The organism is Kitasatospora sp. NPDC058478 (assembly GCF_042720345.1).
GTDB lineage: Bacteria > Actinomycetota > Actinomycetes > Streptomycetales > Streptomycetaceae > Kitasatospora.
The window spans coordinates 26,691-41,656 of sequence record NZ_JBHXML010000060.1 but is presented as its reverse complement, the minus strand read 5'-3'; the positions used below and the strand labels follow the sequence as shown (position 1 = coordinate 41,656).

12 protein-coding genes and 1 pseudogene are annotated in these 14,966 nt (G+C 74.0%); 5 read left to right on the top strand and 8 right to left on the bottom strand.

The window, feature by feature from the left end; genetic code table 11:
• Positions 1 to 9: 9 nt before the first annotated feature.
• From hutU to ACFWPT_RS29225, 3 genes are all read right to left on the bottom strand, one after another.
• Positions 10 to 1,677, bottom strand: coding sequence for a urocanate hydratase (gene hutU / locus ACFWPT_RS29235; RefSeq protein WP_380485382.1), 1,668 nt, complete (start codon positions 1,675 to 1,677; stop codon positions 10 to 12).
• A gap of 172 nt (positions 1,678 to 1,849) precedes the next feature.
• Positions 1,850 to 2,173 (bottom strand): hypothetical protein, encoded by a 324-nt coding sequence (locus ACFWPT_RS29230; protein ID WP_063349091.1) that lies wholly within the window; start codon positions 2,171 to 2,173, stop codon positions 1,850 to 1,852.
• 59 nt (positions 2,174 to 2,232) lie between these two features.
• Complete coding sequence (locus ACFWPT_RS29225; RefSeq protein WP_363369166.1) at positions 2,233 to 3,102, bottom strand: MurR/RpiR family transcriptional regulator; 870 nt, start codon at positions 3,100 to 3,102, stop codon at positions 2,233 to 2,235.
• Between the two features lie 206 nt (positions 3,103 to 3,308).
• Here ACFWPT_RS29225 and ACFWPT_RS29220 point away from each other — a divergent pair, with 206 nt between their 5' ends.
• A complete protein-coding gene (locus ACFWPT_RS29220; protein ID WP_380485380.1) occupies positions 3,309 to 3,728 on the top strand; it encodes a hypothetical protein in 420 nt (139 codons plus the stop codon).
• A gap of 88 nt (positions 3,729 to 3,816) precedes the next feature.
• On the opposite strand, the gene hutH is transcribed toward ACFWPT_RS29220, so the two are convergent.
• Positions 3,817 to 5,400: a histidine ammonia-lyase gene (gene hutH / locus ACFWPT_RS29215; RefSeq protein ID WP_107452919.1), complete on the bottom strand. Its 1,584-nt coding sequence runs from the start codon at positions 5,398 to 5,400 to the stop codon at positions 3,817 to 3,819.
• A 156-nt stretch (positions 5,401 to 5,556) separates the two neighbouring features.
• Between hutH and fdhD the strand changes: the two genes are divergently transcribed.
• Positions 5,557 to 6,456, top strand: a complete 900-nt coding sequence (fdhD, locus tag ACFWPT_RS29210) for a formate dehydrogenase accessory sulfurtransferase FdhD (RefSeq protein ID WP_380379581.1) — start codon at positions 5,557 to 5,559, stop codon at positions 6,454 to 6,456.
• Here the strand turns inward: fdhD and ACFWPT_RS29205 are convergent.
• Positions 6,446 to 7,645 carry a macrolide family glycosyltransferase gene (locus tag ACFWPT_RS29205; protein WP_380485377.1) on the bottom strand — a complete coding sequence of 400 codons (1,200 nt, stop codon included), beginning with the start codon at positions 7,643 to 7,645 and terminating at the stop codon, positions 6,446 to 6,448. The genes fdhD and ACFWPT_RS29205 overlap by 11 nt on opposite strands.
• Before the next feature lie 128 nt (positions 7,646 to 7,773).
• On the opposite strand from ACFWPT_RS29205, the gene ACFWPT_RS29200 reads away from it, so the two are divergent.
• Positions 7,774 to 8,370: a TetR/AcrR family transcriptional regulator gene (locus ACFWPT_RS29200; RefSeq protein WP_063349086.1), complete on the top strand. Its 597-nt coding sequence runs from the start codon at positions 7,774 to 7,776 to the stop codon at positions 8,368 to 8,370.
• A gap of 612 nt (positions 8,371 to 8,982) precedes the next feature.
• Here the strand turns inward: ACFWPT_RS29200 and ACFWPT_RS29195 are convergent.
• The 3 genes and pseudogenes from ACFWPT_RS29195 to ACFWPT_RS29185 all read right to left on the bottom strand — a co-directional run.
• Positions 8,983 to 10,119 (bottom strand): annotated as a pseudogene (locus tag ACFWPT_RS29195) (diguanylate cyclase domain-containing protein); the annotation flags it as partial.
• Positions 10,120 to 10,565: 446 nt separating this feature from the next.
• Positions 10,566 to 11,690, bottom strand: coding sequence for an adenylate/guanylate cyclase domain-containing protein (locus ACFWPT_RS29190; RefSeq protein WP_063349085.1), 1,125 nt, complete (start codon positions 11,688 to 11,690; stop codon positions 10,566 to 10,568).
• Between the two features lie 169 nt (positions 11,691 to 11,859).
• Positions 11,860 to 12,753, bottom strand: coding sequence for a biotin--[acetyl-CoA-carboxylase] ligase (locus ACFWPT_RS29185; protein ID WP_063351348.1), 894 nt, complete (start codon positions 12,751 to 12,753; stop codon positions 11,860 to 11,862).
• A 241-nt stretch (positions 12,754 to 12,994) separates the two neighbouring features.
• Here ACFWPT_RS29185 and ACFWPT_RS29180 point away from each other — a divergent pair, with 241 nt between their 5' ends.
• Entirely contained in the window at positions 12,995 to 14,584 is a 1,590-nt protein-coding gene (locus ACFWPT_RS29180) for an acyl-CoA carboxylase subunit beta (protein ID WP_380485375.1), read from the top strand.
• Between the two features lie 24 nt (positions 14,585 to 14,608).
• On the top strand, positions 14,609 to 14,830 hold the full coding sequence (locus ACFWPT_RS29175) for an acyl-CoA carboxylase epsilon subunit (protein WP_350877317.1): 222 nt from the start codon (positions 14,609 to 14,611) through the stop codon (positions 14,828 to 14,830).
• The last annotated feature ends 136 nt before the right edge of the window (positions 14,831 to 14,966 follow it).

The window sequence follows — 14,966 nt, the reverse complement described above, 5'->3', positions numbered from 1 at the left end:
ACGAGGACGTCACAGCTCACCCATCGGGACGCGCACCCCGCGCTCGGCGGCGACCTCGGTGGCCCGGTCGTAGCCGGCGTCCACGTGCCGGATCACGCCCATGCCCGGGTCGTTGGTGAGCACCCGGCGGATCTTCTCGCCGGCCAGCGCGGTGCCGTCGGCGACGGTGACCTGGCCGGCGTGGATCGAGCGGCCGATGCCGACGCCGCCGCCGTGGTGGATGGAGACCCAGGACGCGCCGGAGGCCACGTTGACCATGGCGTTGAGCAGCGGCCAGTCGGCGATCGCGTCCGAGCCGTCCAGCATCGCCTCGGTCTCCCGGTACGGGGAGGCGACCGAGCCGCAGTCGAGGTGGTCGCGGCCGATCACGATCGGGGCGGACAGCTCGCCGGAGGCGACCATGTCGTTGAAGCGCTCGCCGGCCTTGTCGCGCTCGCCGTAGCCGAGCCAGCAGATCCGTGCGGGCAGGCCCTGGAAGTGCACCTTCTCCTGGGCCATCTTGATCCAGCGGTGCAGCGACTCGTTCTCCGGGAAGAGGTCGAGGACGGCCTTGTCGGTCTTGTGGATGTCCTGCGGGTCGCCGGACAGCGCCGCCCAGCGGAACGGGCCCTTGCCCTCGCAGAACAGCGGCCGGATGTACGCGGGGACGAACCCGGGGAAGGCGAACGCGCGGTCGTAACCGGCCAGTTGAGCCTCGCCGCGGATCGAGTTTCCGTAGTCGAAGACCTCGGCGCCCGCGTCCTGGAAGCCGACCATCGCCTCGACGTGCCGGGCCATCGACTCGCGGGCCCGCTGGGTGAACTCGGCGGGCTTGGCCGCCGCGTAGTCCGCCATGTCGTCGAAGGCGACGCCCACCGGCAGGTAGGCGAGCGGGTCGTGGGCGCTGGTCTGGTCGGTGACGATGTCGATCGGCGCGTCCATCGCGAGCAGTTGCGGGACCAGCTCGGCGGCGTTGCCCAGCACGCCGATGGACAGCGGCTGCCGCTTGTCGCGGGCGGCGGTGGCCAGCTCCAGCGCGTGCCCGAGGTCCTTGGCCTCGACGTCCAGGTAGCGGTGCTCGATCCGGCGGGCGATCCGCGACGGGTCGCAGTCGATGCAGATCGCCACGCCGCCGTTCATGGTGACGGCCAGCGGCTGGGCGCCGCCCATCCCGCCGAGGCCGGCGGTGAGGGTGATGGTGCCTTCCAGCGTGCCGTCGAACCGCTTGTTGGCGACGGCCGAGAAGGTCTCGTAGGTGCCCTGCAGGATGCCCTGGGTGCCGATGTAGATCCACGAGCCGGCGGTCATCTGCCCGTACATGGTGAGCCCGAGACTCTCCAGCCGGCGGAACTCCTCCCAGTTGGCCCAGTCGCCGACCAGGTTGGAGTTGGCGATCAGCACCCGCGGCGCCCACTCGTGGGTCTGCATGACGCCGACCGGCCGCCCGGACTGGACCAGCATGGTCTCGTCCTGCTTCAGCCCCTCCAGCGTCCGCACCATGGCGTCGAACGAACGCCAGTCCCGCGCCGCCTTGCCCGTCCCGCCGTACACCACCAGCTTCGACGGGTGCTCGGCGACCTCCGGGTCGAGGTTGTTCATCAGCATCCGCAGGGCCGCCTCCTGCTGCCACCCCTGCGCCGTCAGCCCCGTCCCCCGCGCCGCCCTGACCTCACGCGGCCCACTCGCCTGCTGCACCATGTCCTGGCCTCCCTGCGGATGGATTCATTCAGATTCAGCTCGGCTGAATATATCCAAACAATCAACTCCCGACCAGACCCCGAACCCATCCGATCAGCAGCGGCCCGCAGCCGCGCCCAGGCACGCCGAAGCCCCCGTACCGGCGTGGCCGGAACGGGTCGCACTGGCGCCCTCAGGCCGCGGCGTCGCCGTCCCAGTCGATGCCGATCTCGGCGAGCCAGCGGCGGTCGGCGGCGTCGGGGGTGGGCGGGGTCGGCGGGCGGGGGATGTTCTGGACCGGGCCGAGGCCGTACTTCTCGGCGGCCGCGGCGGCGGCGCGGGCGTCGGGTTCGATGACGCCGACGTGCACGGCGGACTCGTCTCCCGGGTCGAGGACGGTCAGTTCGGGATCGGGCAGGCGCCGCAGGGTGACGCGGCGTCCGCAGGTGGGGCAGGACCATTCGTCGACACCCGAGGCCAGGCGGGCGACGAACTTCATCTCGTGGATCACGCGCATGGGCGGCACCCCCTGCTGTAGGGGATGCCCGGGTTCGTGACGGCTACTCCCCGCCGTGTCTACTCCAAAAACAGGCCACGTGCCGCGGCGGACTGCTCGATGGCCTCCAACCGGGCCTCCGCGCCCGGGAGTTCGTCGCACATGCGTTGCAACAGCACCCGGCCGAGCATCATCGGCGCGCACGCGGTGTCGAAGACCAGCCCGGTGCCGACGGCGGCCGGCAGCATCAGGTCGGAGAGCTTGGCGACCGGCGCGAAGGCGCTGTCGGCGACGGTCAGCACCGTCAGCCCGCACTCGCGGGCCACCGTCAGCGCGTCCATCAGCTCCCGCGGGTAGCGCGGCAGCGCGAAGCAGAGCAGCGCGGTGGCCCCGGCCGCGGCGGCCTGTTCCAGCCGGTCGGCGAGCATGCTGCCGCCCTCGTCGAGGAGGCGGATGTCCGGGTGCACCTTGGCGGCGAAGTAGGCGAAGCCGCGCGCCTGCGCGGAGGCGGCCCGCAGGCCGAGCACCGGCAGTGGGCGGGAGGCGGCGAGCAGCCGGGCGGCGCGGGTGATCGGCTCGGGGTCGGCGAGGAGTTCGGCGAGGTGGCGCAGGTGGGCGATCTCGGCGAGCACGGCCTGCTGGTGCTCGTTGCGCACCGCGTCGTCGGGGGTCTCGGGTGCGGCCGGCTCGCCCGCGCCGAGTTCGCGCAGCTGCTTGCGCAGCGCCGGGTAGCCGTCGTAGCCGAGGGCGACCGCGAAGCGGGTGACGGACGGTTGGCTGACGCCGGCGAGTTCGGCGACCTCGACGCTGGAGAGGAACGGCGCCTCGGTAGCGTGCCGGACCAGCGAGTGCGCGATCCGCCGCTGGGTCGGGGTCAGTCGGTGGCCTTCGAACAGCTGGAGCAGCCGGGCGGAGGGGCCGACCGTGCCGGCCTCGTCGGTGGCGGTCATCAGCGGTACCTCCGGATGCGAGCGATTCGGACGACGACTGTGCAGCAGTGCGTCGCGCCTGGCAAAGACGTCTCGTACGGCGGGACGCCGGGTGAGACGGCCCGAGCGGGTGGGAGCTCGGGGTAACCCTGAATTCTCCCTGAACCCGCCCGGATTCCCCCACCGACGGATGGACCGCGCCCCCGGCGCGGGCCCAGGCTGTTCCCATGGACACTCGCCAGGACGACCTGCGGCGCGACCTCGACGCCGCCCTGCACGCTCGCAAGGAACTCGGCAAGGAGTACGAGCCGGAGCTGGTCGACTCGTTCCTGAGCCGCCTGGACGCCCGCCTGGACGCCCGGGTCGAGCGCCGGGTGGCCGAGCGGATGGACGACTACGAGCCCGCGCACCGGCGCCGACCGCACCGCCCGGGGCCGGGGCCCGGCCGCCCCGGCAACCGGCTGGCGGTGATCTCGCTGGTCCTCGGCATCCCGCTGACCGCGATCGCGGCCAGCCCGCAGAGCGGCGGCTTCATCGGTCTGATCGTCAGCTGGGCGGGCATCGTCGGGGTCAACTTCGCCGCCGCGTTCGGCAACCGCCGGGACCGGGACGAGCCGCGGTCCCGGTCCCGGGACGACTGGGACTGAGCCCCGCCGCCCGCACCGGACCCGACGGCCGCACCGGACCCGACGGCCCGTCACGCCGATCTCACCGAACGCACCGGGTCACACCGGGTCAGGCCAGCGGCCCGGTGACCCGCTCCACCGCCCGCACCAGTTCCCCGGAGGCGACCAGCGCGGCCGCGGCCTCCAGGTCCGGCGAGAGGAAGCGGTCGCGGCCGGCGCCGCCGACCCCCGCCTCCCGGGCGGCGGCCATGGCGGCCGTGGTGGCCGGGGCCGTCCGGCCCGCGTCGTCGGCCTGCTGGCGGATCTCCAGGGCGCGGGCGGCGGCGGTGAGTTCGACGGCGAGGATCCGGCCGAGGTTGTCGACGGACTGGCGCAGCTTGCGGGCGGCGGACCAGCCCATCGACACGTGGTCCTCCTGCATCGCGGAGGACGGGATCGAGTCGACCGAGGCCGGGACGGCGAGCCGCTTGTTCTCGCTGACCAGCGCCGCCTGGGTGTACTGGGCGATCATCAGGCCGGAGTCCACGCCGGGGTCGTCGGCCAGGAAGGCCGGCAGGCCGTGCGAGCGGGCCTTGTCGAGCAGCCGGTCGGTGCGGCGCTCGGAGATGGAGCCCAGGTCGGCGGCGGCGATGGCGAGGAAGTCCAGCACGTACGCGACCGGGGCGCCGTGGAAGTTGCCGTTGGACTCCACCCGGCCGTCCGGCAGCACCACCGGGTTGTCGACCGAGGCGGCCAGCTCGCGGGAGGCGACCAGCTGGGCGTGGGCGAGGGTGTCCCGGCCGGCGCCGGCCACCTGCGGGGCGCAGCGGATCGAGTAGGCGTCCTGGACCCGCGGCGCGTCGTCCTGGTGGTGGCCGGTGAGGCCGGAGTCCTTGAGGACGGCCAGCATGTTGGCGGCGCTCAGCGCCTGGCCCGGGTGGGGGCGGATCGGGGCGTGCAGTTCGGGGGCGAGCACCTTGTCGGTGCCGAGCAGCGCCTCCAGGGTCATCGCGGCGGTGATGTCGGCGGTGGTGTACAGCCGCTGCAGGTCGGCGATGGCCATCACCAGCATGCCGAGCATGCCGTCGGTGCCGTTGATGAGGGCCAGGCCCTCCTTCTCCAGCAGTTCGACGGGCTCGATGCCGGCGGCGGCGAGCAGTTCGGCGGCGGGCTTCTCCACGCCGTCCGGGCCGGTGGCCACGCCCTCGCCCATCAGGACCAGCGCACAGTGCGACAGCGGCGCGAGGTCGCCGGAGCAGCCGAGCGAGCCGAACTCCCGGACCACCGGGGTGATGCCCGCGTTGAGCAGGGCGGCCATGGTCTGCGCGACCAGCGGGCGCACCCCGGTCCGGCCGGAGGCCAGCGTCTTCATCCGCAGGAAGACGAGTGCCCGGACGACCTCGCGCTCGACGGCCGGTCCCATCCCGGCCGCGTGCGAGCGCACCAGCGACCGCTGGAGCTGCGCGCGCAGTTCGGGGCTGATGTGCCGGACGGCGAGCGCGCCGAATCCGGTCGACACGCCGTAGACGGGGCGCGGTTCGGCCGCGAGGGCGTCGATCCGCGCCCGCGCCGTCGCCATCTCGGCGAGCGCGTCGGGGCCTATCTCGACCCGGGCGTTCCCCCGGGCGACGGCCAGCACGTCCTCGGCGCTGACGTCGGCCTTGCCGACCTGGACCAGCGGAGCGTCGGGGGCCACAGCACTGTGCATATCCATATACACCATCACATCAGGTGAATGAAGATATGACAACAGGTGGTCGCCATCCGAAACGGCCACGATCGTACGCCCGTACCGACCAGCAGGATTTTCACCCGGGCCGCCCCGTGCCGCACGCTGGTGCCCACGGACACGCACGGAGGTGGCAGGGCGATGACGCGGGCGACGGCACGGCGCCGGGTGGTGCGGCTGCGGGGGGACGAGCGCGGGGTGCGGCCGGACTCGCTGGCGGCGGAGGAACCGCTGGAGATCCGGCTCGGCGGCGAGCCGCTGACCGTCACCATGCGCACCCCCGGGCAGGACTTCGACCTGGTGGCCGGATTCCTGGTCGGCGAGGGGCTGGTGCACACCGCCGAGGAGCTCGCCGCCCTGCGGTACTGCGCCGGGACGGACGAGTCCGGCGCCAACACCTACAACGTCGTCGACGCCACCCTGCGCGGCGCCGCCCGCGCGCTGCCGCTGTCCGCGCACCGCAACCTGCTCACCACCAGCGCCTGCGGCCTGTGCGGCCGGGACACCGTGGACGCCGTCCGCACCCACGTCCGCCACCCGGTGGGCGAGGACCCGCTCACCGTCCCGCCGTCCCTGCTGTACGGCCTGCCGGACCGACTGCGGGCCGCCCAGCGCACCTTCGAGTCCACCGGCGGCCTGCACGCGGCCGGCCTGTTCGACGCCGCCAGCGGCGACCTGCTCTGCGCCCGCGAGGACGTCGGGCGGCACAACGCGGTGGACAAGGTGGTCGGCTGGGCGCTGCGCGAGGGCAGGCTGCCGCTGACCGGGCACGTCCTGCTGGTCAGCGGCCGGGCCTCGTTCGAGCTGACCCAGAAGGCCGCGCTGGCGGGCGTCCCGCTGCTGGCGGCCGTCTCGGCGCCGTCCTCGCTCGCGGTGGACCTCGCCGAGGAGCTGGGCCTGACCCTGGTCGGCTTCCTGCGCGGGGAGGGCGCGAACGTCTACACCCGGCCGGACCGGATCGCCTCGCCCTCCCCCGCCTCGCCCTCCCCCGCCGCGCCCTCGACAGCGGCGCCCTCCCCCGCCGCGCCGGTCACCCCCTGAGCTCGGCCTCGATCAGGTCCGCCGCCCGGGCGGTGCCGCCCTCGGCCCGGCCGGCGGCGGCCAGCGCCTTCAGCCGCTCGGCCACCGCCGGGTCGCCGACCAGCTCCAGCAGCGCGCCGCGCAGCGCCTGCGGGGTCGCCTGCGCGGTGTCCAGGCGGCGGGCGACGCCGAGCCCCACCAGCGCGTCCGCGTTGGCGAACTGGTCGACGGCCTGCGGCACGGCGATCATCGGCACGCCGTGGTACAGCCCCTCACTGGAGCCGCCCATGCCCGCGTGGGTGACGAAGGCGTCCGCCTGCGCGAGCACCGACAGCTGCGGCACCCACCGGTGCACCTCGACGGTGTCCGGCACCTCGCCCAGGTCGGCCAGGTCGGTGTGCGCGCCGACCTGGAGCACCGTGTGCCAGCCGGGCAGGCCGCCGAAAGCCTGGACGCAGGCCCGGTAGAACGCGGGCTGGTGGGTGAAGGCGGAGCCGAGCGAGACCAGCAGCACCTTCTCCGCGTGCGCCGGCCGCTGCCACCCGCCCTGGTGGGCGCGGTCGCCGAAGCACGGTCCGACGAAGGTGACGCGCCGTTCGTCGACCCGGTCCGCGTTGAGCTGCAGGGCGCGCGGGATCAGGGCGACGGACCGCGCCGGGCGGCCCTTGAAGGCGTCCACGTCGCGCTCCACCGTCCCGGCCTCGGCCAGCCAGTCGGCGAACCGCCGGTAGTGCTCGGCGCCGCCTGGCCCGCTGCGGATCGCCTCGTACACCTCCGCCATGTCCTGCTCGATGCCCTCCCAGCCGACGTAGGTGGGCGACAGCTGCACCACCGGCACGCCCAGCCGCTCGCCGAGCGCCCGCCCGGCGAAGCCCGCGATGTCGCAGAGCACCAGGTCGGGGCGGTCGTCCGCGAAGGCCTCCAGCAGGACGGGGTACATCGCGAGGGCGTCGTCCAGGAACAGCTCCTGGAGCGCCACCGGGTCCTCCTCCCAGGCGTCCGGGCCGCCGGCGAGCGGCAGCCTCGTCGGGTACGGGACGAAGCGGGCGCCGGTCGACTCGACGGCCCCGGCGAAGGAGGCGTCGTTGACGTAGCTGACCCGGTGGCCCCGGGCGACCAGTTCGGCGATCACGGCGAGGCTGGGGTTGACGTGCCCGTGGGCCGGGATCGAGACCATCAGGATGTGGGCGGGGTGCGCGGAGCGGGTCATGGGGGCCTCCAGGGTCCAGAATGAGACGAGACGGTCCGTCTCGCTGGCGCCGCTCCAGCATGGTCCGGGGTCCGGCGCCGCGTCAAGACGATACGGTCCGTCTCGCTACTTCGCTTAGAATTTCCGCCATGGCCCACAGAACCGCCCCCGACCCGGCCCGCCGCAGCGAACGCTCCCGCGCCGCCGTCCTCACCGCCGCCGCCGAACTCGTCGCCGACGTCGGCTTCGGCAAGCTCACCATCGAGGCGATCGCCGCCCGGGCCGGCGTCGGCAAGCAGACCATCTACCGCTGGTGGCCCTCCAAGGGCGCCGTCGTCTTCGACGCCTTCCTCGCCGCCAACGAGCACGAGGGCAGCCTCGCCCTCCCCGACACCGGCGACCTCGCCGCCGACCTGCGGGCCGTCCTGCGCCCCGCCGCCGACGAGCTCACCGATCCCGCCCTCGACCGCACCTACCGCGCCCTCACCGCCGAACTGCTCAACGACCCGGCCCTGTACGCCGACTACCGCACCCGCCTGCTGGACCCGCTCCTCGACGTCACCCGCGAGCGCCTGCGCAGCGCCCGCGAGGCCGGCCAGCTCGCCCCCGACGCGGACCTCGACCTCGCCCTCGAACTCCTCTACGGCCCGCTCCACTACCGCTGGCTCTACCGCCTCGGCCCGCTCGACCACGCTCACGCCGACCGCCTGGTCGAGGCGGTCCTGCGCGCCCTCGGGCGAGCCTGACCGCACCGGCCGCCCGCCCCGGCCTCACACCACCGGGGGCGAGGCCGCGCCCGCCAGGGCGACGGCCACCAGGGCGCGCATGGCGAAGGCGGCCTGGCCGAGCGGCAGGGTGGCGTCGTCGGCGAAGAGTTCGACGAGCCAGCCGCCGGCCGGGTTCTGGCCGCCGGCGGCGACCATGCCGCGGTAGCCGGAGACGACCAGCATGGCCTCCTCGGCCGGGTCGTTGCCGGCCGCGCCGGCGCGCAGGGCGAAGGCGCCGCCGCGGACGGCGCGGCGGGTCATCGGGTAGTGGCGCAGGTCGAAGACGGCGTCCGGGGCCTCGATCTGGGCCCGCTGGGTCTCGGCGCGGGTGCTGCTGGGGCCCCTGGTCATCCGGTAGACGGCGTGCTGGGCGGTGCGCATGAGGTGGGAGCCGGGCGGGACGTAGGAGACCCACCAGCCGACGGCGTCGAGCAGCCGGGCGGAGGCCTCGGCGACGACGACGAGCTTGCCGAGGGTGTCGGCGGGGTGGACGGCCCGGGCGGCGGCGGCCTGGTCGAGGGCCGCGAGGACGGCGGTGAGCAGCTGGCCCGGGTCGGCACTGTGCGCGGCGCCCCGGAAGCGCCGCCGGTCGCCCGCTCCGGCCCGGCCGGGGCGGGCGCCGCGTCCGTCGGCCCGGTGGTGCGGGTCGGCGGCGTCGGCGAGCAGCACGGTGGGGTCGGGCGAGAAGCCGGGGCCGTGGCTGCGCCCGGCGACGACGGGGTGGGCGGCGCGGGCGGCCTTGGCCCGGTACTGGGCGGCGTCGGCGAGCCGGAAGAGCCGGTCGGGGGTGGTGACCGGGCCGATGGAGTCGCCGGTGGAGGCGACGCCGCAGGCGACGCCCTCGCCCTCGGACAGGGCGAGGGCCCGGGCGCAGAGCTCCTCGGCGACGGCGACGACCTCGTCGGCCTTCTGCCCTTCGGCGAGCAGGCAGAACTCGTCGCCGCCGAGGCGGGCGGCGAGGCTGCCGGGGAGTTTGGCCGCGGCGACCGAGAGCTGGTGGGCGAACCGTTCGAGCAGCCGGTCGCCCATTTCGTGGCCGAGCTGGTCGTTGACCCGCTTGAGGCCGTTGACGTCGCAGACGACGAGCGAGACCACGGTGTTGTCCCGGTTGTGCGCCGTCAGGGCGCTCTCCAGCCGGGTGTCGACGGCGCGCCGGTTGGCGAGGCCGGTGAGCGGGTCGGAGAAGGCGAGTTTGCGCAGGTCGGCGAGGCGTTCGGTCTGGGCGAGGCCGGCCGAGATCTGGGCCGCGAGCAGGGTCGCGTAGTCGGCGTCGGCGGCGGCGAACTCGGGCTTGCCGACGCTGCGGGCCAGGTACAGCTCGCCCCAGGCCTGCCCGTGCAGGACGATCGGGGCGACCACGCAGCAGGCGCGGCCGCGCCGGCGCAGCGCCGCGGCGCGTTCCTGGCAGTACGCGCCGGCGGTGGGGTGGGCGTACCCGGCGTGCGGTTCGGCGTTCTCGGCGGTCTGCAGCCAGGCCCGCGGGAGGCGCCCGGTGGTCCAGCGCTCCTCCAGATAGGTGACGATCTCGGGGAAGTCGGCGACGGGGTAGGACTCGTCCTCGGGCAGTTCCTCCTCGCCGGGCGCGAGCTCCCCGTGGTTGACCAGGACCCGGAGCCGGCCGGATTCGCGGTCCCAGACGGAGACGGCCGCCATGGTCGCCCCGAGCGCCTCGGTGGCGCGGGCGGCGGCGGCCCGGACGGCCTCCAGCGGGGTGAGCGCGCCGGCCATGTCCTGGGCCAGCTCGACCACGGACTGCAGCCGTAGGTCGGGCAGTTGGCCGGCCGGCTGCGGGCCGCCGCAGTCGCAGTCGCAGCCGCGGTCCGTCATGATCGCCTCACTGCTCACCGGCTCGCCTCGCTCCCTGTGCTCGGTCCTGCCGGACCCCCGACGGCGGCCGCACCCACCCGGCCGCTTTCACCAAGACTATGGCGGTTTCGTTCGGTTATGCCCCGTTTGCCGGGGCGGACCCGCAACCGGCCGTACGGGTTTCAACCGTTCGGCACCCCAAGCATCGGGACCGGCCCGGGGCCGCGTCCTGGAAAAGGCCGGGGAAGGCCGGAAAGGCCCGGGAAAAGCCGGGAAGGGCACAGGAGAAGACCGGAAGGGGCCCGGAAGAGACCGGGAAGGGTCCGGGAGAGGCGTGAGAAGGGCCCGGGAGGGGCAGGGGCGGAGTCCTACTCCGGCTTCAGCCGCCGCGACAGCAGCCACGGCTCGACCAACCCGAGCCCGCGCACCGGCCGGCGCCACATCGGCTGCAGGTGGAACCGGTGCCCGGCGTCCAGGCCCGGCACCGGCAGGCCCGAGGCGGGCATCCCGGCGGCGGCCGACAGCGCCTCGGCGAGGCCGGGGCCGTCCGCGTCCGGCGGGGCCACGCTGCCGTACTGCTCCAGCGCGGCGGCGAACTCGCCGTCGATCAGCACCGCGTCCTTGGGCGCGATCGAGGTGAGCCGGCTGGCCAGGTTCACGGTGGTGCCGAAGACGTCGCCCATCCGCGAGGTGACCGTGCCGAAGGCCATGCCGACCCGCAGCGCGGGGATGCTCTCGTCCTCGGCGAGGGCCTCGATCAGGCTGAGCGCGATCTCGGCGGCGGTGACCGGGTCCTCGGAGACGTAGAGGATCTCGTCGCCGAGGGTCTTGATGACCCGGCCGCCCTGCCCCGCGATCAGGTCCGAACAGGTGTTCTCGAAGGTCTCGACGAGTTCGCCGAGCTCCTCCTCCTCCAGCCGCCGCGACAGCCGGGTGAAGCCGACCAGGTCGGCGAAGCCCACGGCGAGGCGGCCGCTGGTGATCTCGTTGTCCTCGGCGGCCTGGACCACCCGGCCGGTGACGGCGGCGAGCTGGCGGCGCCAGACGTACACCAGGAACTGCTCCAGCTCCGGCAGCAGCAGCTCGACCAGCGGGTAGGCGACGTCGGCGCGGGTCAGGCCGGGTTCGACGGCCTGGGTGAGGTTCTCCAGGAAGGTGTCCATCTGCCAGCCGGCCAGCCGGGCGGTGGTCTGGCCGGTGGAGCGGGCCACCTGGATCGCCATCGACTCGCTGAGCAGGCCGGACTCGACCAGGCCGGCGAGCCGGCGCAGGGCGATCACGTCGCCGTCGGTGAGGGCCCGGGACTGGCCGATGTCGGGGAAGCCCATGGCCCGCCAGAAGCGGGTCGCCAGCTCCATCGGGACGTCTGCGGCCCGCGCGGCCTGGTACGGGGTGTAGCGGCGTGGCGCGTCCAGGATCAGGCGTTCCAGTTCGAGCGCGACCGTGGGGTCGTGGGTCCCCGATGTCGCGCCGCTGCTGCCGTCCTCTGCCACCGGTCCGTCCCCGTGCGGTCGCCGCACTTGCCTCGTGTCCTGCCTGTCCGGGCGCGCCCGCCACCCGGCGGGCAGTGGCGCGCCTCACACCGCTGCCAGGTGGAATGTTCGCACGGAATCGCGTGATCCGGGGCATCAGCCCGGGTCAAGGAGAGGTGAAGAGTGCCGTTCAGCGGGGCTCGGGGCGCACGTGGACGACGTCCCCCGCGCCGACCGCCCGGCGTGCGCCGTCGGGGGTGCGGACCACCAGGCGGCCGTCGCCGTCGATCGCCACCGCCTCGCCGACCAGCTCCCGGTCGCCCGGCAGGTGCACCTTCACCTGGCGGCCGAGCGTGGTGCAGCGGTCCGCGTAGGCGCGGAGCAGCTCGCTGGTGTGCGGGTCGCCGGCGGCGGCCGTCCAGGTGCGGTACAGCCCGGCGAACTCGCGCAGCAGGGCGCGCAGCAGGGTGGACCGGTCGGTGACCTCGGCGCCGGCCAGCGCGAGCGAGGCGGCGGTGGGGACGGGCAGCTCCGGCTCGCGCAGCGAGACGTTGATGCCGAGGCCTGCGACCACGGCGCCGCCGCTCAGCTCGGTGAGGATGCCGCCGAGCTTGCGCTCCGCGCCGTCGATCTCCACCTGGAGGTCGTTGGGCCACTTCAGCCCGACCTCGACCCCGGCGACCCGGCTCAGCGTGCTGGCGGTGGCCACCCCGACCAGGATCGGCAGCCAGCCGTAGCGTTCGACCGGCACCTCCTCGGGGCGCAGCAGGACGGACAGGAACAGCCCGGAGCGGGCCGGGGCGCTCCACTGGCGTTCCAGTCGGCCGCGCCCGGCGTTCTGCACCTCGGCGACCAGCACCGCGCCCTGCGGGGCGCCGGCCCGGGCGCGGGCGGCGAGGTCGTTGTTGGTGGAGCCGGTCTCGGCGACGACGTCCACCGAGGTCCAGAGCCCGTCCGGGACCAGCAGGTCGCGGCGCAGCGCGGCCTCGTCCAGCGGCGGGCGGTCCAGGTCGGTCCACGGCGACGGCCCGGCGTGGCCGAAACCGCGCAGTCCACTGCGGCGGGGGGAGTCGGGTGCGGTCATGGTCCAGAACACTAGGGCGTGTCAGGTCGCATGGGGCGTAGGCCGCCCCATCGTCCCGCAGAACGCGCGTTGACACACTGTGTCGATGGCCATAACGCCAGGACATGACGTCCGGGCCGGTGCGCTGGCTACGCTACCCAACGGTAGTTCGCAGCGCCGCCCTGCCCTCATGCGCGGGCCCCCACTCCGGCCCGCGCGCACTCGAACAGGTCGCGGCCCATGGATCAGGGAGAGCCACCGGATGACCGAGGCGCCGTACGACCCCCACACCACCGCCGGTAAGCTCGCCGACCTGCGGCGCAGGCTCGACGAGGCGGTGCACTCCGGCTCCGCCGCGGCCGTGGAGAAGCAGCACGCCAAGGGCAAGCTGACGGCCCGCGAGCGGGTCGCGGAGCTGCTGGACGAGGGCTCCTTCGTCGAGTTCGACGAGTTCGCCCGGCACCGCTCGACGAACTTCGGGCAGGAGCGGAACCGCCCGTACGGCGACGGCGTGGTGACCGGCTACGGCACCGTGGACGGCCGCCAGGTCGCCGTCTTCGCCCAGGACTTCACCGTGTTCGGCGGCTCCCTGGGCGAGGTGTTCGGCGAGAAGATCGTCAAGGTGATGGACTTCGCGCTGAAGACCGGCTGCCCGGTCATCGGCATCAACGACTCCGGCGGCGCCCGGATCCAGGAGGGCGTGGTCTCGCTCGGCCTGTACGGCGAGATCTTCCGCCGCAACGTGCACGCCTCGGGCGTGATCCCGCAGATCTCGCTGATCATGGGCCCCTGCGCGGGCGGCGCGGTGTACTCCCCCGCGATCACCGACTTCGTGGTGATGGCCGACCGGACCTCGCACATGTTCATCACCGGCCCGGACGTGATCAAGACCGTGACCGGCGAGGACGTCGGCATGGAGGAGCTGGGCGGCGCCCGCACCCACAACAGCAAGTCCGGCAACGCGCACTACCTGGCCACCGACGAGAAGGAGGCCGTCGAGTACGTCAAGAGCCTGCTCTCGTACCTGCCCTCCAACAACCTGTCGGACCCGCCGTCCTACCCCGAGCAGGCGGACCTCACCGTCACCGACGAGGACCTCGAACTCGACGCCATCGTGCCGGACTCGGCGAACCAGCCGTACGACATGCGCAAGGTGATCGAGCACATCGTCGACGACGGCGAGTTCCTGGAGACCCAGCCGCTGTACGCGGGCAACATCATCACCGGCTTCGGCCGGGTCGAGGGCCAGTCCGTCGGCATCGTCGGCAACCAGCCGATGGACCTGGCCGGCTGCCTGGACATCAACGCCAGCGAGAAGGCCGCCCGCTTCATCCGGACCTGCGACTCCTTCAACATCCCGGTGCTGACCTTCGTCGACGTGCCCGGCTTCCTGCCCGGCACCGAGCAGGAGTGGGACGGCATCATCCGCCGCGGCGCCAAGCTGATCTACGCCTACGCCGAGGCGACCGTCCCGCTGATCACCGTGATCACCCGCAAGGCCTTCGGCGGCGCGTACGACGTCATGGGCTCCAAGCACCTGGGTGCCGACCTCAACCTGGCCTGGCCGACCGCGCAGATCGCGGTGATGGGCGCGCAGGGCGCGGTCAACATCCTGCACCGGCGGGAGATCGCCGAGGCCGAGGCGGCGGGCGGTGCCGAGCAGAAGCGGGCCGAGCTGATCGCCTCGTACGAGGACACCCTGCTGAACCCGTACCTGGCGGCCGAGCGCGGCTACGTGGACGCGGTGATCCCGCCGAGCGAGACCCGCCGGCACATCGTCCGGGGTCTGCGGGCGCTGCGCGGCAAGCGCGAGGTGCTGCCGCCGAAGAAGCACGGCAACATCCCCCTGTAGGCCCTCGTCGGGAGAGAATGAGCCATGGCACCGATCCACGTGCTGCACGGGCAGCCGACCCCCGAGGAGCTCGCCGCCGTCCTGGCGGTGGTCCAGGCCCGGGCCGCCGCCGCGCAGGCCGCCGCCGAGGCGGCGCGCCGGGCCGGTGCCGGCCCGGCCGCCCCCTGGAACGACCGTTCCCGCCTGTTCCGCCAGGCCGTCCACCCGGGCGTCAACGCCTGGCGGACGTCCGGCTGGGCGAGCTGATCCGCCCGGTGCGGAGTGGGAAGTCGGCCCGTCCGACTTCCCACACCCCCCCCCGTAGGGGCCCGCCCCCCCGATTTCGCCCAACCTGAGTACAGAAAATAAAGCGCCCCGGGGCGGGGCCCGGGCACCCAGGCCG